Here is a 22,223-nt window from a genome sequence, read left to right as displayed (position 1 = left end):
GTTGACTAAAGTCAAACGTTAGCGAGCCGATACCACCAGTGTATCCGGCAGCATACCCGCCTGGCCCGAGTCATACCGGGGTGAGCCCTGGCCAGTTCCATTGCCGGCGGGTACATCGACCATCGTTCAGGAATGCTAGCCCGTCATGCGCAATAATGGCCCCGTTACCCAACGCGAAGCGAAAATGAAGCCGGGCAGCCGGTTGATCACAACCACCTCGCTCAAGGGTGTGATTACCCACTGTAACGACGATTTCGTGGAGATCAGCGGTTTTACCCGTGATGAGCTGGTTGGTCAGGCCCATAACATCATACGCCATCCGGATATGCCCCAGAGCGTGTTCAAGGCGATGTGGGAGACCATAGGCGCCGGCAAACCGTGGATGGGCGTGGTCAAGAACCGGTGCAAGAACGGCGACCATTACTGGGTGAGCGCTTACGTCACTCCGATTCTGGAGAATGGCGAGATAACCGGCTACGAGTCGGTTCGGGTCGAGCCCACCCGCGAGCAGGTGGAACGTGCCAGCCGTTTATATCGCCGGCTCTCCGCAGGCAAGGGGCCGGTTGCGGTCAGCTCCCGGGTGACGTCCATGGCCCGGGCGGGCTGGCCCATGCTGATCCCGTTTGCTGCGAGCCTGCTGGCTTTGAGTTGGGGGCAGTTCTGGCCGGGTGTCGGCGTGATCGCCGCCGGCTTTGCCGTGGGCGGTGCACTGCAGGCAGCGTCATTGAACGCTCGCCTGCGGTCACTCATCGACCTGCGCCCGGAAGCTTTCCGTGATCCCCTGGTGGCCCGGACCTATACCGATGAAAGCGGCCTGTTCGCCGAGCTGGGTATGGTGCTGATGAGTGAAAAGGCCCGTATCCGCACTGCCCTGGCCCGTATCGAAGACCGTGCCGGGGACTTGCTGACTACCGCCCGTGAAGGGCAGGACCAGATTGCCGAGGGTGCCAGTGCCATTGATCGGCAGCGGCAGGAAACAGACCAGGTGGCCTCTGCCATGAACGAGATGGTTGCCTCCATCCAGGAGGTCACCGACAGCGTCAACCAGAACGCCGAAGGTGCCCGCCAGGCCAAAGACCTGGCGCACAGTGGTGGTCGTCGCAGTGGTGAGGCATTGCAGGCCATCGAAAAACTGGTGGCGCAGGGAGCCACTATAGGTAATTCCGTCGGTCGCCTGGGGGAATCCACCGACAAGATCGGTGAGGCGGCACAGCTGATTTCCGACATTGCTGACCAGACCAACCTGCTGGCGCTGAACGCGGCCATCGAGGCTGCCCGTGCTGGCGAGCAGGGCCGGGGTTTTGCCGTGGTAGCGGACGAAGTGCGCTCCCTGGCCCAGCGAACCCGCCAGTCAACCGTATCCATTCACGAGGTGATCGAGAACTTCCGCGCCCAGGTGGATGACGTGGTGGAGGCGACCCGCGAAGGTGAGGAAATCGGAAATCGGGGCCTGACCAGGGTGCGGGAAACGGAAGCCGGGCTCAAGGACATCGTGCAGACCGTTGAGGGTATCTCCGACAGCTTCATGACCATGTCCGCAGCCTTCGAGGAACAAAGCCAGGTTTCCGAGGAGATCAACCAGCAGGTGGTGCGTATTGCCGGCCTGGCGGACACCAGCTCGAACAAGGCCAATGGCGCCCACGATGCCAGTGACAACATCAGCAAGCAGGCCCATGGGCTGAAGGATCTGGTGGCTCGTTTCAGTAGTGGGCAGTGAGTGGTGGTCTTGTCCCGCATTGTCGCGGACCATCACCACAAACCCAGACCACTGAACTCTACGTAAGCATAGGGTAGCCTGCGCGGGGATCATGGCATCCCGCCAATTCTCTGTCCCGACCCGGAGCTGCCTTGAACGCACCAGCGCCAAAGCCAGATCAGCCGTCATCGTCTGAAAACCAAAAGTATACCTGGAGTAGCATCCTCAGGCTGGCGCTGAAGCATCGGCCCCGGCTGGTGCGTGCCAACCTGCTGGCCATTTGCGCCACTCTGGTCAGTGTGCCCATTCCCCTGTTGTTGCCGGTACTGGTGGACGAGGTGCTGCTGGACGAGTCCGGTCCGGTGCTGCCGGTGATGGACCGGCTGCTGCCCACGGGCTGGGAGACGCCGGTGGTGTATATCGGCCTGATGGTGCTGCTGGCGTTTCTGCTGCGGATTGCGGCGCTGGGTTTCAATGTCCTGCAGTCGCGGGAGTTCTCGAAGATCTCCAAGGACATCATCTTCCGCATGCGCAGCCGCCTGCTGGAGCGGGTTCAGCGTGTGGCCATGTCTGAATACGAAACCATGGGTTCCGGGGCGGTGAGCAGTCATTTCATCACCGACATGGACACCATCGACGAATTCCTTGGCACCACCATCAGCCGCTTTATCGTGGCCAGCCTGACGGTGATCGGCGTGGCTTGCGTGCTGCTGTGGGTGCACTGGCAGCTGGCGCTGGTGATCCTGTTGTTCAATCCGGTGGTGATCTACATGACCATGGTGATCGGCAAGCAGGTGAAGGATCTCAAGCGGCGGGAGAACAAGGCCTACGAGGAGTTCCAGGGCGACCTGACGGAAACCCTGGACGCCATCCACCAGCTGCGGGCGGCCAACCGGGAAGGACACTACATCCGCCAGTTGATTGACCGTGCCCGCAATGTCCGGGACTACGCCATTACCTTTCAGTGGCGCAGCGACGCCGCCGGACGGGCGAGTTTCGCCCTGTTCCAGTTCGGTGTCGACAGCTTCCGGGCCGCCGCCATGGTGGCGGTGCTGTTCAGCGACCTCAGCATCGGCATGATGTTCGCGATTTTCGGCTATCTGTGGTTCATGCTGACGCCGGTGCAGGAAATGCTGAACATGCAGTACGCCTGGTACGCCGCCAATGCCGCCCTGAGCCGGATCAATCAGCTGCTGGACCTGAAAGAGGAGCCGCACTATCCGCCACTGCAGAACCCGTTCCGTGACAAGCATACGGTCAGTCTGACCCTGCGGGACGTCCACTTCCGCTACGCTGACGATGAGCAGGTGCTGGCGGGCATCAACCTGCACATCGGGCCGGGGGAGAAGGTGGCGGTAGTGGGCGCCAGTGGTGGTGGCAAGTCCACGCTGGTGCAGGTGATCCTCGGCATGTACACCCAGCAGGAGGGCGAGGTACTCGTAGACGATGTACCGGTGCAGCGAATTGGTTTGCCCTGCCTGCGGGAGCATGTGGCCACGGTACTCCAGCACCCGGCGCTGTTTAACGCCACCATCCGTCAGAACCTCACCATGGGGAGGGACAAGTCCGATGATGAGTTGTGGCAGGCCCTGGCCATTGCCCAGATGGACCAGACCGTGGCGGAAATGCCCCGACAGCTGGATACCATGGTGGGACGCCAGGGCATACGCCTGTCAGGAGGCCAGCGGCAGCGCCTGGCCATTGCCAGGATGATTCTCACCGACCCCTCCCTGGTGATTCTTGACGAGGCAACCTCGGCACTGGATGCGGAAACCGAGTTCCAGTTGCACCAGGCGCTCGAGACATTCCTGGCGCAGCGCACCACGCTCATTATTGCTCACCGCCTCAGCGCCGTGAAGCAGGCGGACCGCGCGGTGGTCTTTGAGGATGGGAAGATTATCGAGGACGGGCATCATGATGAACTGATCGCCCAGCGTGGCCTTTATGCCCAGCTGTACGGAGACCGGCAGGCCTAGCGCCATTTTACAAACTATCTGGCCCCTGAGGTGGCATCAGCCGCCTGACACTGGCAAAATCCCGCGCCAACTGCTGGTATCAGGCAGGGAGCACCCGAGCCGGCTATTCTGTTTTCATCCCCATTTCAACTGTACCAGTACAGGGTTTCACTATGTCTGAAAAAAGTCTGACCAGCCGCGGCAACTGGTCGTCCCGTATGGCCTTTATCCTGGCCGCCGCGGGTTCCGCCGTGGGCCTGGGCAATATCTGGAAGTTCCCCTACATGACCGGCGAGAACGGGGGCGGTGCCTTCGTGATTGTCTATCTCGCCTGTATCGCTGTGATCGGCATTCCCATCATGATGGCGGAGGTCTTTGTGGGCCGTAACGGGCAGCGCAACCCGGTGGCCAGCATGCGTCTGGTGGCCGAGCGTAACCTGAGCAACCCGGCCTGGCGGCTGTCCGCCATCATCGGTGTATTGGCCGCGTTTGTGATCCTGTCCTTCTACTCGGTGATCGGCGGCTGGTCCGCATCTTACGTGGTGTACTCCGGCATGGGTGATTTTGCCGGGCAGGACGCTGACGCCGTGGGCGCTATTTTCAGTGCGCTGCTGGCGAGCCCCGGTGTGCTGCTGTTCTGGCACACGGTATTCATGGGGCTGGTGATCCTGGTGGTATCCCGGGGCCTGAAAGGCGGCCTGGAGCGTGCAGCCAAAATCCTGATGCCGACCCTGTTTGTGCTGTTGCTGCTGGTCGTGGGTTACGCCACCACCACTGGACATTTCGCACAGGCGCTGGATTTCCTGTTCACTCCGGATTTCAGCAAGCTGACCTGGAATGCCGTCCTGCAGGCACTTGGGCAGGCCTTCTTCACCATGAGCCTGGGTATGGCGATCATGATGGCCTACGGTTCCTACCTGGGTAAGGACGTCTCCATCGGCCGTGCAGCGGTGGGTGTGGGCATCATGGACACCCTGGTGGCCCTGCTGGCCGGTCTGGCGATCTTCCCGTTTGTGTTCGCCAACGGCCTGGAAGCCGGCCAGGGTCCGGGGCTGATCTTTGTGACTCTGCCACTGGCCTTTGGCCAGATGCCCATGGGTGTGCTCTTCGCCACCGTGTTCTTCGTGCTGCTGCTGTTCGCTGCCTGGACCTCCGGCATTTCACTGCTGGAGCCGGTCACGGAATGGGTGGAAGAGAAAATGGCTATCACCCGCACGGGTGCCGCGATTCTTGCCGGAGGCGCGTGCTGGTTGCTGGGTGGTGCGTCGATTCTGTCCCTGAACGTGTGGTCAGATGTCTATCTGCTGGGTATGTTCGAACGGTTCGAGACGACCGGCATTCTGGACCTGCTGGATTTCTTTACGGCTAACGTCATGCTGCCGTTGTCTGGCCTGCTGACCGCGCTGTTCGTAGGCTGGTGCGTGGCGAAGGAATCCCTGCGGGCGGACATGGCCATGTCCAATGGCATGTTCACCCTGTGGCTGAGCCTGCTGCGTTATGTCACGCCGATCGCGGTAGTGGCCGTGTTTGTTTACAACCTGATGTAAACCAGCGAAAAACGGGTTGCCGGATGCTGGAGAGGTCCGGTAGCCCGTTGAGCCGGCGTAAAAAAACCCGTGGGTGGCAGCACCGCACGGGTTTTTTTGTGGTTGCCGGTTCTGCCGGTTACAGCCGGAAGCGGGCCACCTGGGTCCGGAGGTCTTCACCAAGACGGGCCAGCTCGTTGCTGGACGTGGAGATCTGCTCCGCCGCCGTGGCGGAATGATCACTGACGTCGCGGATCTGGGTGACGTTCTGGTTGATGTCCTCGGCCACGGAGGTCTGTTCTTCCGCCGCGGTGGCAATCTGGCTGTTGTACTGGCTGATATTGCCCACCGCCCCGGCGATCTCGCGAATGGTCTCGCCGGTGGTGCGGGCACTGTCCAGGGTCTGGCCGGCCAGGGTGGTGCCGCTTTCCATGGTAGATACAGAGTTTTCGGTACTGCTGATCAGGTTGGAGATCAGTGTCTCGATCTCGGAGGCGGAACTCTGAGTGCGTTGCGCAAGAGAACGTACCTCATCCGCCACCACGGCAAAACCACGACCCTGCTCACCAGCGCGGGCGGCCTCGATGGCTGCGTTAAGGGCGAGCAGGTTGGTCTGTTCGGCCACGGACTTGATGACATCCAGTACCGTGCTGATGTTCTGGGTATCCGTCTGCAGGCCGTGCAGCTTCTCCATGACGGTTTCCACCTGACCATTGAGCTGATTCACATAGGACAGGGTTTCTTCCACGGCAGCCTCGCCGGCTGAGGCCTTCTCGTTGGCCGTGGTGGCAGCACCGAAGGCTTCCTCGGCACTCTTGGCAACCTCGCTGACGGTAGCGACCATTTCATTCATGGCGGTGGCTACCTGATCGGTCTGGTCACGCTGCTGGGTGACACCCTGGCTGGTCTCTGCCGTCACGGTAGACAGTTCCTCGGCGGAAGAGGCGATGTTGGTGGCGCTGGAATTGATGTGTTGCACCAGCTCACGAAGGCTGGTCACCATGGCGCCCAGGGCTGTCATCAGCTGGCCCAGTTCATCGCTACGCTTGCTGGTGACGGTTTCCTGCAGGTCCCCATTCGCCACGCGGGTTGCCAGGGCCACGGCCTCGTGGATGGGGCGAGTGATGTTACGGGTCAGCAAAAAGGCTATGGCCGAGCCGAGTGCCACAATGACCAGCATTACGATGATAATCACCATTGAGGCGGTTTGCCGCTCGTCCACCATCTGCTGCTGCTGGGTTTCCTGCAGCTCCACAGCGGACTCCTGTGCCTGGCGGGCGGTGTCCACCATCCGCTGCTGAAGTTCCTGGGTCTGGGTCTCTGAGTCCACAACCTCGTTGAAGACTTCGATGTAGTCCGTCAGAAGACCTTTGAGCTCGTCTTTCAGTGCCTTATCGAGGAAGGAGGAATCGATGGTCCGCACGGCCCGTTCCCCGGCCGACCGGAACTGTTCCACGGCCTCCTGGTCGTTCTCCACAAGGAAGTTGCCCTCACTGCGGCGCATCTGCTGGATAGCGGCGTTGGTGGCGAACAGCTTGTCCTGGGAGGCAAAGGTGCCGGTGACGCGTCGTACCACGAGTTCCAGTTCGCCCAGCTTTTCGTCCCGGAAGGCCCTGACCTCAACCAGTTCCTGCAATTGCTGCTCGTACTCCGCTATTCCCTCCTGGATTCGTGCAATACGGGCATCATCTGCCGGTTCTGTCAGCTCTTTCTCGAGCGCTTCGGCACGTTTATAGGCCTGTTTGGTCTGGACGATGGCCTGGTCCACATACTGCTCCTCACCGCGAATCAGGAAGTTCTTCTCGTCCTGGCGCGCCTGGAGAAGGTCGGCCTCAATGGCGGAGGCGTCGGCCACAATACCGGCACGGTCGCCGAACGCGTTCAGGGCGAAATAGCCGGTGGTGCCGACGACAATCGTCAGCAGGATCAGTACGGCAAATCCCAGGGCCATTTTCATGCCCAGAGACAGGCTCAGGTTGGACAACTTCTGCAAAGAGGGCATTTCGGGCTCCGGCAATCTTGTTATAGGTGATGCGGGTTTGTACATGGGTTATCGGCCGGTGCGGGCATTTATTTAGTGGCCAGTCCTCCCGGTAGTGGCCGCACTCCCGGTGGGACCTTCGGGCGGGGAAAGACCAGGCTGGCATGCCGGCAGATCGGTGTGACGAAAGTCACGATCAGGATGTCAGTTAACCCGGATGGCGAAAATCAGGCAAGGAGCGTTTGGTAACAGAGTGAAACGGTCCGGGGGAGGAGCGGGTTTGATGAGCGCGGAACGAAAAACGCCGGCTCTCGGAAAAGAGCCGGCGTGACAGGACAAAATCCACCGTCAGAAGAACAGCTCTGGCAGGTAAGTGACGATCTCCGGGAAGATCATCAGCAGGGCCAGGCCCACGATTTCAACCAGTACGAAGGGGATCACCGATTTGTAGATGTCCTTCATGGTGATGCCTGGAGGCACAATCCCTTTCAGGTAGAACAGGTTGAAGCCGAACGGCGGTGTCATGTAGCCGATTTCCATGTTGATCACGAACAGGATGCCGAACCAGATCGGATCGAAACCCAGGGACTCCACAATGGGCAGGAACACTGGCAGGGTGATCAGCATGATCCCCACCGGGTCCAGGACCATGCCCAGAATGAAGGTGATCAGCATCATGGCGATGATCACGCCCCAGGGACCACCGGGGATGAGTGCCATGAACTCCTCAATGAGGGCCTGTGCACCCATGCTCTGGTAGGCGGCGCTGAAAGCGTGCGCGGCAAACAGTATCCACATGATCATGCCGGTCAGCTTGAAGGTGCGGATGGAGGCTTCTTTCAGCAACCCGAATTCGAGCTTGCGATAGGCCGCAGCGGCGATCAGGGACCCCAGTACGCCCATGGCGGCTGCTTCTGTGGGTGTGGTGATGCCACCCATGATGGAGCCCAGTACCATGAACACGATGAGAACAGGCAATGCTACAGAACGCAGGGCCAGCAGCTTCTCCCGCAATGTGCCCCGTTCCTCTGGAGGCAAAGCCGGCGCCAGGTGTGGCTGAAGACTGCTGCGTATCAGGATGTAGAGGGCGGTCAGCACCATCAACAGGATGCCCGGAAGGATACCGGCGGCGAACATTTTGCCGACGGAGACGCCACTGATCAGTGCGTACAGGATCATCATGATGCTGGGTGGGATCAGGATGCCCCAGCCGCCACCGGTATTGATCACGCCCAGGCACATGCTGCGGTCATAACCCCGCTCCAGCATGGCAGGCAGGGCAATGGTACCCATCGCCACGACGGCGGCGCCACTGATGCCCACCATGGCGGCAAAGATCGCACAAATCACCAGGGTGCCGATGGCCAGGCCGCCTCTGAGTCCGCCGAACCACAGGTGCATGGCCCGGTACAGGTCCTTGGCCACCCCCGTGCGTTCAAGAATCATGGCCATGAAGACGAACAACGGAATGGCCACCAGGGTAAAGCTGCCCATGGTGCTCCAGATCTGGGAGGCCACCATGTAGAAAGAGTCGAAGCCCCAGGTGAAGTAAAGGAAGACGACAGACACGCCGCCCAGCACAAAAGCCAGGGGCAGGCCCAGGAATACGAAAAACAGCAGCGATCCGAAGAAAAGCAGGGTCAGGATTTCAATGCTCACAGTTGCTCTCCCTTGGGATCGTGCTCTGGATGGTCATCGGGCTGGTAGTAGCTCAGGTTGCAGGCGATGGCAATGTCTTCCAGGAGCTTGACGATGCCCTGCAGTACCAGCAGCGCAGTGCCCACCGGGATGCACACCTTCACCGGCCAGATGGGTGGATTCCAGGCGGAATAGGAGGTTTCCCAACTGCTCACGGATTCGAGGGCCATATCCACACCGAAATACAGGAGCGCCAGGGTAAAAATGAAGAACAGGATCGAGGTAAATACATCAACGGCTGCCTGCATGCGTGGGCCGAGCAGCGAGTGGATCAGGTCCACGTTGACGTGTCCCCGGTGTGCCATCAGGTATCCACCGGAAAGCACGGCGTAGGCGCCGAACAGTAACTGGGTCAGTTCGTTGGTCCATACGGTGGGAGAGTTGAAGGCATACCGCAGGAAAACTTCCAGCAATATGAACACGAACATGGCAAACACCAGGAACGACACGCCAACTCCTATGGCCTTGTTGAGTCTGGTGACGCCGTTCATGAATGCGGTAATCGCACGCATGGTGCCTCCGGGAGGAATCTTGTGGCTTGCAATAAAAAAGCCGGGAGCCCGTGAGGTACCCCCGGCCGGTTCTGTTCGGCTTACAGGTAGCCGAGGTCGCCCAGGAAGTCCTTGAGCATGGCAAGTGCCTCTGCAGCCTTCTCGCTGCGCTCACCTTCTTCATCCCACATGCTCTGTGCGGTCTGGACCAGGTGGTCCTGAACCGGATCAGGCAGGGTGTTGATCTGAACGCCTTCCTCGGCCATGGCCTTGGCCAGGGTTACCCGCTCTTTGTACTGGTATTCGTTGGTGCGGTACCAGAACTGTTCGTTGAGCACGTCCTTGACCAGTTGCTGCAGGTCTTCCGGCAGCTTGTCCATGGCCTTCTGGCTGACAATGATCACGTCGGTGCCAGCAATGTTCAGGGCCGGCTGAACGTGATACTTGGCAATTTCGTACAGGCCCATGGAATAGGCACCCTGTGCCGCGCCCCAGTGGGCACCGTCAACAATGCCGGAGTCCAGTGCGGTATACAGCTCGCCGCCCGGGATATAGGAGGCAGCCGCACCGGCCTCGGTCAGGAACTTCTGCAGGGCGCCTGACGAGCGGATCTTGAGGCTCTTGAACTCTTCCAGGGACTCAACCGGATCCTTGACCACCATTTCTGTGGGGTAGACCTTGTCGGTTGACCAGTAGACGCCGTGCTGGGCGGCTTCTTCCCGCAGCATCTCTTCAAAACCCAGGCCCTGGTGGAAGTAGGCCGCTTCCCATACGTTGCGGAAGGCGAACGGCAGACCGGAGGCAATGCCCGCGAGGGTCATCTTGTCGGATGCGTAGGCGGGAGAGATGGTGCCCATCTCCAGGATCCCGCGGCTGACCGCGTTGAAGGTTTCCTTGGCCTTGAACAGCGAGCCAGCTTCGAACAGTTCAAGCTGGATACGGCCGTTGGAACGCTCTTCAAGCTGCTCCTTGAGACGGCCCAGGCTATCCTTGTAGGAGCTGGAAGCGCCCGGCCAGTGCGACTGGACTTTCCAGGTAAAGGTCTCTTCTTCCTGCGCCGAGGCAGGAGCGGCGATCAGAGCAGCGGATAGGCTCAGGGTAAGTGCCGAAGCAAATACCGTCAGTGATTGGCGAACGTTGTTAAGCATTAATTCTTAACCTCTTTGTTGTTTTCTAAGGAGACGTCCTGTCTTTGATTTCACCTAGCGAAACTTGTGACTGCAGAATGGATCTGCGTTTCCTTAATTTATCGCAATCGAGCGAGCGTTTGCAATACTATCCGGGCGTCCACGGGTTGATCTGCTTGCGGAGGTCCCGGGCGAACCCCTGCGATTCCTCGAAACAGGAATCACAGGTGCGTCCAGTAAAACATAGCTTATGCATTCGAAATTGTCCGCCTGTGAGAGCGCATTTCAGGCCATGTCCGGCCAGGGCAGGCCTTCCGGAAACCGTTGTGCCTGTATCAGGCGGGCCACCCGGATCAGGGTTTTTTCGCTCCAGGCCGGGCCAATGATCTGTGCGGCCCGGGGCAGGCCGTCGTCGCCGAAGCCGATCGGGAAGCTGATGGCCGGCAGGCCCACCACCATGGCAACGCCGGCCCAGACGGTGATATCCAGATAGGGTTCAGCCTTGCCATTGATGGTCAGCGTGCGTTCCATGGCCGGAGTGTCCTGGTTGTGGGGGAATGGCAGGGTATTGGTTACCGGGCAGATCAGCAGGTCATGGTCTTCAAAGAACCGTGCCCAGATACGTTGCAGCTGTGCCCTTTCCTCATCTTTCTGCAACCATTCACCGTGACTTTGCAGGGCGCCCCGGGCAAACCGGTGGCTGTACTCATCGCCCTCTTCCGTGGTGACTTTCTCCAGCCGGTGACGGACCTTGTCCGGCAGGCCCTGGCTCATCACACCACTGAGCAGGTGATAATAGAGGCGGTGACTTTTCTCCAGGGTCAGGCCTTCCGGCTGAGCATCGTCCAGGGTCGCGCCGAGGGACTTCAGCTGATCGCAGAATCCGACCAGGCCACTGAGTACCTCCCGGTCCACCGGTGCCCAGTCGTCGTTGAGCCAGGTGGCGAAACGATAGTCGGCCAGCGGCTTCGGGTCCGGTTCTGGCAGGTTTACCTGCCAGGCCGACATGTCATCGTCAGGGCCGGCCAACAGGTCCAGTTCGGCCTCCAGATCGTCCAGGTGGCGGCCCAGGGGGCCGCCTACGCCCATGTCCCGTTTGCCAACAGCCCCGGGCGCGCCGGGTACATGGCCACGCATGGGGACAAGGCCTGCCGTGGTCTTCAGGCCGTAGAGGCCGCAGAAGGCGGCCGGGGTACGGATGGAGCCACCAATGTCGCTGCCCAGCTCCAGGGGTGTCAGGCCGGCGGCCAGCGCTGCCGCGGCGCCACCGGATGAGCCGCCGGGGGTCAGTTCCGGGTTCCAGGGGTTGTTGGTCGTGCCGTAGATATCGTTGAAGGACTGCAGGTCGCCGGCAAATTCCGGCACGTTGGTCTTGCCGAACACGATGGCGCCGGCGTCCAGCAGCCGTTGTACGGCAACTGCCGTGCGGGGTGAGACATGGTCCCGGTAGCCCTTGTGACCGGCGGTGGTGGGCCAGCCTTCGATCTCCCAGGTTTCCTTGATGGTCATGGGTACGCCGTGGAGCGGCCCCAGGTCGCGGCCCTCTTCCGCCGCCTTGTCAGCGGCCCTGGCCCGGGTCCGGGCTTCCTCCTCCCTCAGTACCACGATGGCGTTGAGGTCGGGGTTCAGATGGTGGGTGCGTTGGAGAAAATGGTCCAGCACCTGTTCGCTGGAATACTCCCGGGCCTTGATACCACGGGCGAGGTCAAAAGCGGGAATACGATGGAATTCCATGGGGCTTCCTTATGATTGTTCTTGCGGATTCGAGGGCCTGATGGGTCTGACAACCATAGAATATCCGGCCGTTTTGTGGAACAGTATTTCGAAATTTGCCAACCGTACCAGGAGCTCCCATGATCAAAACCGACAAGAAAAACGGCTATGTCCATCTGCTGATATCACGCCCCGAGAAAAAGAACGCGCTGACCCGGGATATGTATGCAGCGCTGTCGGAAGGGGTTGAGAAAGCAGCTGCTGATTCCGACGTCAATGCCATTGTCATCAGTGGCGACGGGGGTGTCTTTACCGCCGGTAACGATCTGGATGACTTCCGCGCCCGGGCCACGGATACCACACCCAAGCCCTCGGCCGGGCTGGCTTTCATCGAAACCCTGATGAACTGTGACACCCCGGTACTGGTGGCGGCGGAGGGGCTGGCCATTGGCATTGGTACCACGATGCTGCTGCACGTGGATGCGGTGTACGCTGGCCGATCCACCCGCTTCAAGACCGCTTTCGTGGATCTTGGTCTGGTACCGGAGGCGGCTTCGACCGTAACCATGCCCCTGCACCTGGGCTCCCGCAAGGCAGCGGACCTGTTGCTGATGGGGGATGTGCTGGCGGCCGATGAGGCCGCAGAGATAGGGCTGATCACCCGGGCGGTTGATGACGGCAACGCACTGGAAGAAGCCTTCACCGCCGCCGAAAAGCTGGCCGGTAAGCCCCGTGAGGCGCTACGTGCCAGCAAACGTCTGATGAAGGCGCCCTGGCAGGCCATGGTAAAGGAGGCCATGGAGCGTGAGCGTGAGGTCTTTGCCGAGCGCCTGACTTCCGAAGACTGCCATGCTGCGCTGGGCCGCATGGGCAAGAAGTAAGCCACTGGTCCTTGATAACAGGGGCAGGAGCCACCTGGGACTCCTGCCTGAGATCTCCTTATACCGCGTAGCCGGGGTTCTTGCTGTCCAGCAGGCGGGTCAGTGCCGGCCAGGTGAGCGCCGAGGCCTTGCCCAGCGACTGGGACTGCTCGCGGGTGGTTTCGATCGCTTCCTGTGACGGCAGGCAGTAGGGGGTCGGGGTCTTGACCTGGATCTCGCACGCCTTCATCAGGAAGTACAGGTAGGTAAAACACTCCGGCACCGAACTGCCGGCGGTCAGGATGCCGTGATTGCGCAGCATCAGCATGTTCTTGTCGCCGATATCGCGAATCAGTCGCTCCCGCTCATCCAGGTTCAGGGCCACCCCTTCATAGTCGTGATAGGCCAGGTGGTCCAGGCACAGCATCCCGGTCTGGCTCAGCGGCAGCAGACCCTCCTTGTGGGCGGAGACGGCAACGGCGTCAGCCGCATGCACGTGCATCACCGCGTGGGCATCATCACGGCCCATGTGAACGGCGCTGTGGATGGTAAAGCCTGCCGGGTTCACCCGCTCCAGGCCGCCTGCCTGCACCACCTGCCCTTCCTGGTCCACTTTCACCAGCGATGAGGCGGTGATCTCGTGGAACAGCAGCCCGTAGGGGTTGATCAGGAAGTGATGCTCCGGCCCGGGCACCCTGGCAGACAGATGCGTGAACACCAGGTCGTCCCAGCCAAACAGGGCCACCAGCCGGTAGGCGGCGGCGAGTTCCGTACGGACTTTCCATTCCGCTTTCTTCAGATCGTCGGTGCCCATCTCGTTGGAACCGGTGATATTGGAGGCATTCATACTACGCGTCCTCTTTTTGTTGGTCTTCGGGAGCTATTCGGGTGCTCCCTGTTGTTGGAGGTGAATCGTTGGGGGTGAGTGACATTGTAGCCCACAAAAAAAGGGCGGCTCCAAAAGAGCCGCCCTTCACGCTCTCCGGTTGGAGGAGAGACTGACAGGTTCGTTCCTGTCGTCAGCTGATCAGCTGGCTTCCAGCAGGGACGCGTAGCGTTCCAGGTGGAAGTCATCATCACCCAGCTGGTGGCCGATCATGACCAGGCGCTTGGCGTAATGAGCGAAGCTGTATTCCCAGGTCATACCGATACCGCCGTGGGACTGGATACCCTTCTCGGAGATAAACTGGCCGGCACGGTTGATCACGTTCTTGGCGGCGGCCAGGGTGCGGCGACGCTCGTCGCTCTGCTCAGCGTCAGCGTAGCTGGCAGCCAGGATGGCCATGGAGCGGGCCTGTTCCAGCTCGGACATCATGTCCACCATGCGGTGCTGCAGTACCTGGAACTTACCGATGGGCACGCCGAACTGCTTGCGCTGCTTCAGGTACTCCAGGGTCAGCTCGTTGGCTTCTTCCATGCAGCCGACAGCTTCGGCACACAGGGCGGCGATGGCCCGACCGGTCTGGTACTCGATAACGTCAGCGGCCTTGCCTTCCTCGCCCAGCAGGGCGTCAGCGCCAATCTTGACGTTGTTCAGGAACACATCGCAACCCTTGGCACCGTCGATGGTCGGGTAGGTGCGACGCTCAACGCCGTCGGCGTTCGGGTCGATGGCGAACAGGCTGATGCCGTCGGCATCGCGAACGTCGCCTGAGGTGCGGGCAGACACGATGATCAGGTCGGCGCAATGGCCGCCGATGACCACGGCCTTGCGACCGTTGAGCGTGTAGCCGTCACCGGATTTCTCGGCCTTGGTGCTGACATCGTTCTGGTTGTAGAACGCCTGCGGCTCCTGCAGGGCAACGGCAACCTTGAGTTCGCCGGTGGCAACGCCGCTCAGCCATTTTTCCTGCTGCTCGCTGTTACCGGCCTGGCTCAGAATTCCGCCGCCGAAAACCACAGACTGCAGGTAGGGTTCGAGGCAGAGGCCGCGGCCCAGCTCGGTCATGACCGACTGGATCTCGATACCGCTGCCGCCAAAGCCGCCCAGCTCCTCGGAGAAGGGAACGGCGGTCAGGCCCAGCTCGCCCAGCTGCTTCCAGAAATCCTCGCTGAAACCGAGCTCGGTCTCACTGAATTCCAGACGCTTTTCAAAACTGTATTCACCGCGGACCAGACGCGCCACGGTGTCCTGCAACATCTGTTGCTCTTCGCTAAGAGTGAAGTCCATGGTCGCCTCCTTAAAGTCCCAGAATCATTTTGGATACGATATTCTTCTGGATCTCGTTGGACCCGCCGAATATCGACAGCTTGCGGTTGTTGAAGTACTGAGCCGCCAGCGGTGAGGCGTTCTCGTCGGACAGGAACTCACCTTCGTAATCCAGGCTCATTTCCTCTTCAACAAACGGTACCGCGTAGGGACCAATGGCGCGACGGGCCAGATCGTTGATGGACTGACGGATCTCGGTGCCCTTCACTTTCAGCATGGAGCTTTCAGCACCGGGTACACCACCACCTTCAACAGCGGCAATGATGCGCAGGTTGCTGATGGTGGCGGCCATCAGGTCGATTTCCACCTGGGCGATACGCTGGCCGAAGGTCGGGTCTTCCAGCAGCGGCTTGCCGTTCTTCTGGCGACGGGAGGCCAGCTGCTTGAGGTGGGTCAGGGCCGCCTTGGACAGGCCGATGCCGGCCAGGCCGGTACGCTCGTAGGTCAGCAGGTACTTGGCGTAGGTCCAGCCCTTGTCTTCCTCACCGACCAGGTTCTCGACGGGAACCTTCACGTCCTGGAAGAACACTTCGTTGACTTCGTGCTCGCCGTCCAGAGTGATGATCGGACGAACGCTGATGCCCGGGGTGTCCATGTCGATCAGCAGGAAGGAGATACCTTCCTGTGCCTTGACCTCGGTGTTGGTGCGCACCAGGCAGAAGATCATGTTGGCGTGCTGGCCCAGGGTGGTCCAGGTCTTCTGGCCGTTGACGATGTAGTGGTCACCTTCGCGCACGGCACGGGTCTTCAGGGAGGCCAGGTCAGAACCGGCGCCCGGCTCGGAGTAGCCCTGGCACCACCAGTGCTCACCGCTGAGGATCTTGGGCAGATAGTGCTGCTTCTGCTCTTCGGTGCCGAACTTGATGATAACCGGGGCCACCATGTTCACGCCGAAAGGAATGGTGCGGGGAACGCCATAGGCGCAGGACTCTTCGTCCCAGATGTGCTTCTGAACCGGGGTCCATTTCACACCGCCGTATTCCTCGGGCCAGTGGCTGGCGTACCAACCCTGCTCGGTGAGGATTTTTTGCCAGCGCTGGTGGTCTTCCTTGGTCATCTTGCGGAAGCCCTTGACCTTGGCAGCGATGTCGGCCGGCAGTTTTTCGTCCAGAAAAGCCCGCACTTCATCGCGGAAGGCGAGCTCTTCAGCCGTGTAGTTCATGTTCATGAATCAGCCTCTCGGTTCGTTCTAGCGAAAACATATACCGCATAGCAGAATATACCTATGATGGAGGAAGGCCGTTTTGGTGTCAATTCCTCCAACTTTCCACTGGTGGTGGTCAGCTGTCTCTCAGGTACTTCCGTTCCAGCCCTTGTGTCACGACGGATTCAGCCTCTGACCGGCGGTTCTGTTGGCATCTCTCTGACGGAAATGGTGGACCGCACAGCGGAACAATGGGCTCGAAGGCGGTGCTACTTTAAATCACGCGCCCGGCGGGCACAAATTGAACAGGCCCACTATTTTAGCGGATGGATCGCAGGATTGCCCGTTGAGCGGGCGCCGGTTTTTTATTCAGGCACAAAAAAACAGGGCCCGGAGGCCCTGTCTGTCTGCCAGGTGGTTGCGGTCTTACTTGAAGGCCTGCAACCCGGTCTGGCCACGGCCCAGGATCAGGGCGTGGACGTCGTGGGTACCTTCGTAGGTGTTGACGGCTTCGAGGTTCATCACGTGACGGATCACGTGGTACTCGTCGGAGATACCATTGCCGCCGTGCATGTCGCGGGCGACCCGGGCGATGTCCAGGGCCTTGCCACAGTTATTGCGCTTGAGCAGGGAAACGGAATCCGGAGTCGCCTCGCCGGCGTCCATCATCCGGCCCAGCTGCAGCACGGCCTGCAGGCCCAGGGTGATTTCGGTCTGCATGTCCACCAGCTTCTTCTGGATCAGCTGGTTGGCTGCCAGAGGCTTGCCGAACTGCTTGCGCTCCAGGGTGTAGTTGCGGGCAGCGTGCCAGCAGAATTCGGCAGCACCCAGGGAGCCCCAGCTGATGCCGTAACGTGCTTTGGTCAGGCAGCTCAGCGGGCCTTTCAGGCCGGTGACGTCGAGCTTGTTTTCGTCGGGGACGAACACTTCATCCATGAAGATGGAGCCGGTCTCGGAGGCGCGCAGTGAGAACTTGCCCTCGATCTTCGGCGTGTCCAGGCCCTTGGCACCTTCACGCTCGATGATGAAGCCGGTGACTTCACCCTCGAACTTGCCCCAAACCACGCACACATCGGCAATCGGCGAGTTGGTGATCCAGGTCTTGGAGCCACTCAGCAGATAGCCGCCGTCAACCTTCTTGGCGCGGGTTTCCATGCCGCCGGGATCGGAGCCGTGGTTGGGCTCGGTCAGGCCGAAGCAGCCCACCCATTCGCCGGAGGCCAGTTTTGGCAGGATGCGCTTCTTGGTCTCTTCCTGTGCGTAGGAGAAGATCGGGTACATTACCAAGGAGGACTGCACGCTCAGGGCCGAGCGGTAAGCGGAATCCACACGTTCCACTTCCCGGGCAATCAGGCCATAGCACACATGGTTAAGGCCCGGGCCGCCGTATTCCTCCGGCAGGGTGGCGCCGAGCATGCCCAGCTCGCCCATCTCGGTGAAGATGCTGCGGTCAAACTTCTCGTGGCGGTTCGCCTCGATAATGCCTGGCATCAGGCGCTGGTCGCAGAAACTGCGGATGCTGTCTCGTACCTGACGCTCGGTTTCGTCCAGTTGTTTGTCGAACTGGAGCAGGTCGTCCCAGGGTGCGGAAGCCATAATGTATCTCCTGAAGGTCTTGCAGGCGGTACCGGTCACAGGCACCGCTCGGTATTGGAGTCAGTCCGGCAACCTGCGTGGCAGGCTGCCGGCCGGATGAGATCAGTCCCTGAAACGCTCGATGACAGCGGCAATCCCCTGGCCTACGCCAATGCACATGCTGATCAGCGCGTAGCGGCCTTCCATACGTTCCAGCTGACGGGTGGCCGTCAGCGCAATCCGCGCACCAGAGGCGCCCAGCGGGTGGCCTACCGCGATGGCACCACCGTTGGGGTTCAGGCGCGGATCGGTCTGGTCAATGCCCAGACGTGTGGTGCAGCCCAGGACCTGGGCCGCGAATGCTTCGTTGATTTCGACGACGTCCATATCCTTGATGGACAGGCCGGCGCGGGCCAGGGCCTTCTCGCTGGCCGGTACCGGGCCATACCCCATGACGCGGGGTTCCACGCCGGCAATAGCAGCGGATACGATACGGGCTCGGGGCCGGATGCCGGCTTTTTCGCCGGCTTCCATGGAGCCGATGATCAGCGCTGCGGCGCCATCATTGACACCGGAGGCGTTACCGGCGGTTACCACGCCGCCCTCAAACAGCGGGCGCAGGTTGGACAGTGCGGCCATGTCGGACTGCGGGCGCGGGTGCTCGTCCTTGTCCACGGTTACCGGCGGCTTCTTGCGGCCCTGGGGCACTTCAATGCCGAGGATTTCCTCATCATAGAAACCCAGCTTGCGGGCGGCCTCGTAGCGAGCCTGGCTCTGGGCGGCAAATTCGTCCACCTTGTCGCGGCTCAGGCCCAGCTCGGCAGCAATGTTGTCGGCGGTCTGCGGCATGGTGTCATTGCCGAACTCCGCTTCAACCCGCGGGTTGGGGAAGCGTGCGCCAATGGTGCTGTCAAACATGCGGAAGTCGCGGGAATAGGGGGCTTCACTCTTCGCCATCACAAACGGAGCGCGGCTCATGCTCTCGGAGCCGCCGGCCACGAACAGGTCGCCTTCGCCACAGCGTACCGCACGGGCGGCATCGATAATGGCCGCCAGGCCGGAGCCGCACAGGCGGTTGACGGTCAGGCCGCCGGTTTCCACGGGCAGGCCGGACATCAGGCCAGCGTGTCGGGCGATGTTGCGGGCGTCTTCGCCGGCCTGGTTGGTGCAGCCGGCAATGACATCCTCGTAAGCGCTGCGCTCGAAACTGTTGCGCTCAATCACGGCCTTGATGACGCTGGCCAGCAGGTCGTCCGGGCGTACTTTGGCCAGGGCGCCGGCGTGGCGTCCGAAGGGTGTTCTCAAGCCGTCGTAGATATAGGCGCTCATGTTCTCTCCTGTACATGTGATCCGCGGGGAAGGTTGGGCCTTCCGGGTGTTGGATATAAAGTTGTTACCACCTGCCAATGATAACGGAAAATAACGCCCGCTTGTTTTTGCAAAAATGATAACGTAGTTTCGTCAAGCGAAACTCAGTTTTATCCAACGTCAGGGTGGCTAAAGATTAATCCGGCAAATGCGCAATTGCAAGCGGTCCGGTAGCCTTGAAACCTATCCATACTCCCCGGGAATTGTCGCTTTACATGAGTCGTTATCTGCTTTCACTGGCTGTCGTCATCGAGCTTTTGGCTCTGATCACCTCAGTCAGGCTATTCAGTATAGTCGCCGGCTGCCTGTTTTTGGGCTATTTCACCGTGTTCCTGCCACGCATTTCCCCTTACGCCAGGGGATTGTTGCTGGTCACGCTTGCGCTGGTGGCGGGGCTGGCGGCCAGCGGACATCTCGATCAGGCTGGCCTGCTGGACGCGGCCGCGTCGGCGGGTTTCTATGGCGCCTTTCTCGGTAGTCTGGGGATGATGCAGTGCCTGGTACGCCGCTTTGAGGTACTCCGCAGAATCCACGATGTGCTGTTGGGCGGCGCCCCCATGCTGCTCTATCCGAAATACGCAGTGACGACCCTGAGCATTGCCTCGGTGCTCAATTTCGGAGTGATGAATCTGCTCTGCGGAACACTCACCCAGACGCTGGATGAGCGGAATATTCATGGCGAATCCCGGCTCAACTGGATTCGCAGCGTGCTGATCAGTGCCCTGAGGGGCTTTGCCCTGGTGCCGCTGGTGGCGCCCACCAGTGTGGCAGTAGCCATCATTACCCGGGAGGTGCCCGCCATCGCCTGGTCCCAGTTGCTGCCCTACGGCCTGGTTGCTGCGGCCTTGTTGATTTGCGTTGGCTGGGTGCTGGAGCAGGGCCGGTTCCGCAAGATCAGTGAGGAGCGGGTAAAGCTGGAGGGCTGGCCCCAGGGTACGAAGACCCTGGTGCTGGTGGTCTGCCTGATCCTGGGCAGCATGGCAGCGCTTGTCTATACGGCTGGATTCAATGTCTCCCGGGCGGCGATGATTGCAGTACCGGTCGTGACCATCCTTTATATGGTGTGGCGTGAGCGCCGGCCGTTGGCGGTATTCCGTGAAGCCACCGAGAATGTGGCTTCCATGAGCAATGAGATGGCGATCTTTGCCTCGTCGGCCTGTCTGGGGGTCGCCCTGATCACGCTGGTGCCGGACGATCTGGTGTCCGGTGTGGCCGCCCGGGAGGCCGGCGTTTACCTGGTGGCTGTAGCGGGGCTGCTGATTCTGCCACTGATGTCGGCGATCGGGCTCATACCCATTACCTCGTTGAGTATTTTGGGCGGCCTCCTGCCCCAGCTGGCGGCGGCCGGCATGGATATCCTGCCCATCGCGGTGGCCCTGGTGATCGGGTTTTCCCTGGCCATGATGCTGGCGCCCATGGGGCCGGCGGTGACCCTGCTGGCCCGTTTCGGGCGGGTGTCACAGCTGAAGGTGGCGTTTGGCTGGAACGGCCTGTTCGTGGCTGCGTCCCTGCCGCTGTTGCTGGTTTTCCTGGCGTTACTGACCTAGCGATCCGCGGCCGGAACGGTCTCGAGCTTGCGGATCTCCTGTCTGAGTGCCCGGAACACATAGGCTACCGTCAATACACGGTGTATGGATAAAAGAATGCTGTACATCCACAGCGTGGCCTCCACCGACCAGCCCAGCCACCAACCCGGCGCAAATGACAGGAAGATGAACAATACCCGCTGGATGTTGATAAACAGGAAGATCCGCTCCCGCCCCATCACAGAGAACACCCGTACCACCGGCGCCGTCGCGAACTGGCTGAGCAGGAACAGTGACAATATGGCAGCGTACCGGCCGGCCGTGCCCCACTCATCACCGAACACCAGGGCGAATAATGGCTCGCCAGCCAGCGCCAGTACGGCCACCGGGCCAATGGACAACAACGTCAGCGTGCGGATGACCGACCAGGTGATCTGCCGGATCTTCTGAGGATACTGCTTGCCGATGGCCGACATCTCAGCGTAGTAGGCCTTGCTCATGTTGTCGCCAATCAGCGCCATGGGCAGGGAAATAGCCATGATCGCCAGGCCAAGCTGGCCGGTGGTGCCAGCGTCGTAGATCAGGGCGACGAGTAGTACCGGTGCCTGGATGGACAAGACCAGCAACACCTGCGAGGGCATGCGCCAGGCCGGGAATCGTTTGTAGATAAAGGCAGTCTTTTTCAGCCGGGACCAGCTCACGTAGCGCCAGTTCTGCCTCAGGTCTGTGCGGAACCGGCGGAACAGTGAGCCGGTGCCGGCACTCTGCGTGACCACCTGACCCACCAGCAATCCTGCCGGGGTAAAACCCAGCACACCCAGTCCCAGTTTGGCGACGGCACCGCCGATGCTCTGAGTGATCTGGGACCGGGCAATGGGCTTGTAGGCCCGGCGTCGGGTAGCCCACAGGGTGGCTGTTTCGTAGCCCGCGGTGCCCAGCAGCCCCAGCCCCAGCAGCCACCACCAGGGTATCAGTGCCTCCATGGAGAAGGGCGACAGCAACGCCTCACCGAAGAGCCACAGGCTAAGGGTAATAAGCGTTGTCGTGACCAGCATGATCAGACCCGACAGCACCAGCAGATTCATCGCCATGCCGTCCCGTCCGGGCAGGGGAATCGCCATCACATAGCGAAAGGTCAGGAAAGGCACGAGCACGAAGATCAGGGCGGTGAATACCGACAATACCCCATAGTCTTCGGGGGAATAGATGCGGGTAAGCAAGGGTACCACCAGCAGCCCGATAGCCTTGGCCGCACCACTGCCCAGCGCCATGGTCACCATGCCCCGGAACACCTGCCCCGCGGAGCCTTCAAAAAGTCGCTGTACCGGACTGAGTAGCTTCATTCCCTGAATAT

At 60.7% G+C, this 22,223-nt stretch carries 16 protein-coding genes; 5 read left to right on the top strand and 11 right to left on the bottom strand.

Annotation, left to right across the window (positions count from 1 at the left end):
- The first annotated feature begins 145 nt into the window (after positions 1–145).
- From ACFOZ5_RS17815 to ACFOZ5_RS17805, 3 genes are all read left to right on the top strand, one after another.
- Positions 146–1,717 (top strand): methyl-accepting chemotaxis protein, encoded by a 1,572-nt coding sequence (locus tag ACFOZ5_RS17815; RefSeq protein ID WP_379889844.1) that lies wholly within the window; start codon positions 146–148, stop codon positions 1,715–1,717.
- 131 nt (positions 1,718–1,848) lie between these two features.
- A complete protein-coding gene (locus ACFOZ5_RS17810; protein ID WP_379889842.1) occupies positions 1,849–3,672 on the top strand; it encodes an ABC transporter ATP-binding protein in 1,824 nt (607 codons plus the stop codon).
- Positions 3,673–3,824: 152 nt separating this feature from the next.
- Positions 3,825–5,198, top strand: a complete 1,374-nt coding sequence (locus ACFOZ5_RS17805) for a sodium-dependent transporter (RefSeq protein ID WP_379889840.1) — start codon at positions 3,825–3,827, stop codon at positions 5,196–5,198.
- 118 nt (positions 5,199–5,316) lie between these two features.
- Here the strand turns inward: ACFOZ5_RS17805 and ACFOZ5_RS17800 are convergent, their stop codons facing one another.
- The 5 genes from ACFOZ5_RS17800 to ACFOZ5_RS17780 all read right to left on the bottom strand — a co-directional run bounded on the left by ACFOZ5_RS17800 (position 5,317) and on the right by ACFOZ5_RS17780 (position 12,208).
- Positions 5,317–7,179 (bottom strand): methyl-accepting chemotaxis protein, encoded by a 1,863-nt coding sequence (locus ACFOZ5_RS17800; RefSeq protein ID WP_379889838.1) that lies wholly within the window; start codon positions 7,177–7,179, stop codon positions 5,317–5,319.
- A gap of 327 nt (positions 7,180–7,506) precedes the next feature.
- A complete protein-coding gene (locus tag ACFOZ5_RS17795; RefSeq protein WP_379889836.1) occupies positions 7,507–8,817 on the bottom strand; it encodes a TRAP transporter large permease in 1,311 nt (436 codons plus the stop codon).
- Positions 8,814–9,368, bottom strand: coding sequence for a TRAP transporter small permease subunit (locus ACFOZ5_RS17790; RefSeq protein ID WP_379889833.1), 555 nt, complete (start codon positions 9,366–9,368; stop codon positions 8,814–8,816). Before ACFOZ5_RS17790 ends, ACFOZ5_RS17795 begins: the two co-directional genes overlap by 4 nt.
- Before the next feature lie 80 nt (positions 9,369–9,448).
- Positions 9,449–10,495, bottom strand: coding sequence for a TRAP transporter substrate-binding protein DctP (gene dctP, locus ACFOZ5_RS17785; protein ID WP_379889831.1), 1,047 nt, complete (start codon positions 10,493–10,495; stop codon positions 9,449–9,451).
- Between the two features lie 264 nt (positions 10,496–10,759).
- Complete coding sequence (locus ACFOZ5_RS17780; RefSeq protein ID WP_379889829.1) at positions 10,760–12,208, bottom strand: amidase family protein; 1,449 nt, start codon at positions 12,206–12,208, stop codon at positions 10,760–10,762.
- Between the two features lie 119 nt (positions 12,209–12,327).
- Here ACFOZ5_RS17780 and ACFOZ5_RS17775 point away from each other — a divergent pair, with 119 nt between their 5' ends.
- Positions 12,328–13,068 (top strand): enoyl-CoA hydratase/isomerase family protein, encoded by a 741-nt coding sequence (locus ACFOZ5_RS17775; protein WP_379889827.1) that lies wholly within the window; start codon positions 12,328–12,330, stop codon positions 13,066–13,068.
- 58 nt (positions 13,069–13,126) lie between these two features.
- Here the strand turns inward: ACFOZ5_RS17775 and ACFOZ5_RS17770 are convergent, their stop codons facing one another.
- From ACFOZ5_RS17770 to ACFOZ5_RS17750, 5 genes are all read right to left on the bottom strand, one after another.
- On the bottom strand, positions 13,127–13,894 hold the full coding sequence (locus ACFOZ5_RS17770; protein ID WP_379889825.1) for a class II aldolase/adducin family protein: 768 nt from the start codon (positions 13,892–13,894) through the stop codon (positions 13,127–13,129).
- A gap of 180 nt (positions 13,895–14,074) precedes the next feature.
- Entirely contained in the window at positions 14,075–15,217 is a 1,143-nt protein-coding gene (locus ACFOZ5_RS17765) for an acyl-CoA dehydrogenase family protein (RefSeq protein ID WP_379889823.1), read from the bottom strand.
- A 10-nt stretch (positions 15,218–15,227) separates the two neighbouring features.
- Positions 15,228–16,424: an acyl-CoA dehydrogenase family protein gene (locus tag ACFOZ5_RS17760; RefSeq protein WP_379889821.1), complete on the bottom strand. Its 1,197-nt coding sequence runs from the start codon at positions 16,422–16,424 to the stop codon at positions 15,228–15,230.
- A gap of 402 nt (positions 16,425–16,826) precedes the next feature.
- A complete protein-coding gene (locus ACFOZ5_RS17755; RefSeq protein WP_379889819.1) occupies positions 16,827–17,996 on the bottom strand; it encodes an acyl-CoA dehydrogenase in 1,170 nt (389 codons plus the stop codon).
- A gap of 102 nt (positions 17,997–18,098) precedes the next feature.
- Positions 18,099–19,304 (bottom strand): 3-oxoadipyl-CoA thiolase, encoded by a 1,206-nt coding sequence (locus ACFOZ5_RS17750; protein ID WP_379889817.1) that lies wholly within the window; start codon positions 19,302–19,304, stop codon positions 18,099–18,101.
- A 254-nt stretch (positions 19,305–19,558) separates the two neighbouring features.
- On the opposite strand from ACFOZ5_RS17750, the gene ACFOZ5_RS17745 reads away from it, so the two are divergent.
- Complete coding sequence (locus tag ACFOZ5_RS17745; RefSeq protein ID WP_379889815.1) at positions 19,559–20,890, top strand: hypothetical protein; 1,332 nt, start codon at positions 19,559–19,561, stop codon at positions 20,888–20,890.
- On the opposite strand, the gene ACFOZ5_RS17740 is transcribed toward ACFOZ5_RS17745, so the two are convergent.
- On the bottom strand, positions 20,887–22,212 hold the full coding sequence (locus ACFOZ5_RS17740; RefSeq protein ID WP_379889813.1) for a lipopolysaccharide biosynthesis protein: 1,326 nt from the start codon (positions 22,210–22,212) through the stop codon (positions 20,887–20,889). The genes ACFOZ5_RS17745 and ACFOZ5_RS17740 overlap by 4 nt on opposite strands.
- Between the last annotated feature and the right edge of the window lie 11 nt (positions 22,213–22,223).

The sequence above is a fragment of the Marinobacter lacisalsi genome, from assembly GCF_042651045.1.
Lineage (GTDB): Bacteria > Pseudomonadota > Gammaproteobacteria > Pseudomonadales > Oleiphilaceae > Marinobacter > Marinobacter lacisalsi.
This window is presented reverse-complemented; position numbering and strand designations above follow the sequence as displayed.

Coding starts and splice junctions, on each gene's coding strand:
- ACFOZ5_RS17760 (WP_379889821.1), bottom strand. CDS start 16,424: ATGAACATGAACTACACGGCTGAAGAGCTCGCCTTCCGCGATGAAGTG.
- ACFOZ5_RS17775 (WP_379889827.1), top strand. CDS start 12,328: ATGATCAAAACCGACAAGAAAAACGGCTATGTCCATCTGCTGATATCA.
- ACFOZ5_RS17750 (WP_379889817.1), bottom strand. CDS start 19,304: ATGAGCGCCTATATCTACGACGGCTTGAGAACACCCTTCGGACGCCAC.
- ACFOZ5_RS17780 (WP_379889829.1), bottom strand. CDS start 12,208: ATGGAATTCCATCGTATTCCCGCTTTTGACCTCGCCCGTGGTATCAAG.
- ACFOZ5_RS17770 (WP_379889825.1), bottom strand. CDS start 13,894: ATGAATGCCTCCAATATCACCGGTTCCAACGAGATGGGCACCGACGAT.
- ACFOZ5_RS17805 (WP_379889840.1), top strand. CDS start 3,825: ATGTCTGAAAAAAGTCTGACCAGCCGCGGCAACTGGTCGTCCCGTATG.
- ACFOZ5_RS17755 (WP_379889819.1), bottom strand. CDS start 17,996: ATGGCTTCCGCACCCTGGGACGACCTGCTCCAGTTCGACAAACAACTG.
- ACFOZ5_RS17800 (WP_379889838.1), bottom strand. CDS start 7,179: ATGCCCTCTTTGCAGAAGTTGTCCAACCTGAGCCTGTCTCTGGGCATG.
- ACFOZ5_RS17765 (WP_379889823.1), bottom strand. CDS start 15,217: ATGGACTTCACTCTTAGCGAAGAGCAACAGATGTTGCAGGACACCGTG.
- ACFOZ5_RS17815 (WP_379889844.1), top strand. CDS start 146: ATGCGCAATAATGGCCCCGTTACCCAACGCGAAGCGAAAATGAAGCCG.
- ACFOZ5_RS17790 (WP_379889833.1), bottom strand. CDS start 9,368: ATGCGTGCGATTACCGCATTCATGAACGGCGTCACCAGACTCAACAAG.
- ACFOZ5_RS17740 (WP_379889813.1), bottom strand. CDS start 22,212: ATGAAGCTACTCAGTCCGGTACAGCGACTTTTTGAAGGCTCCGCGGGG.
- ACFOZ5_RS17745 (WP_379889815.1), top strand. CDS start 19,559: ATGAGTCGTTATCTGCTTTCACTGGCTGTCGTCATCGAGCTTTTGGCT.
- dctP (WP_379889831.1), bottom strand. CDS start 10,495: ATGCTTAACAACGTTCGCCAATCACTGACGGTATTTGCTTCGGCACTT.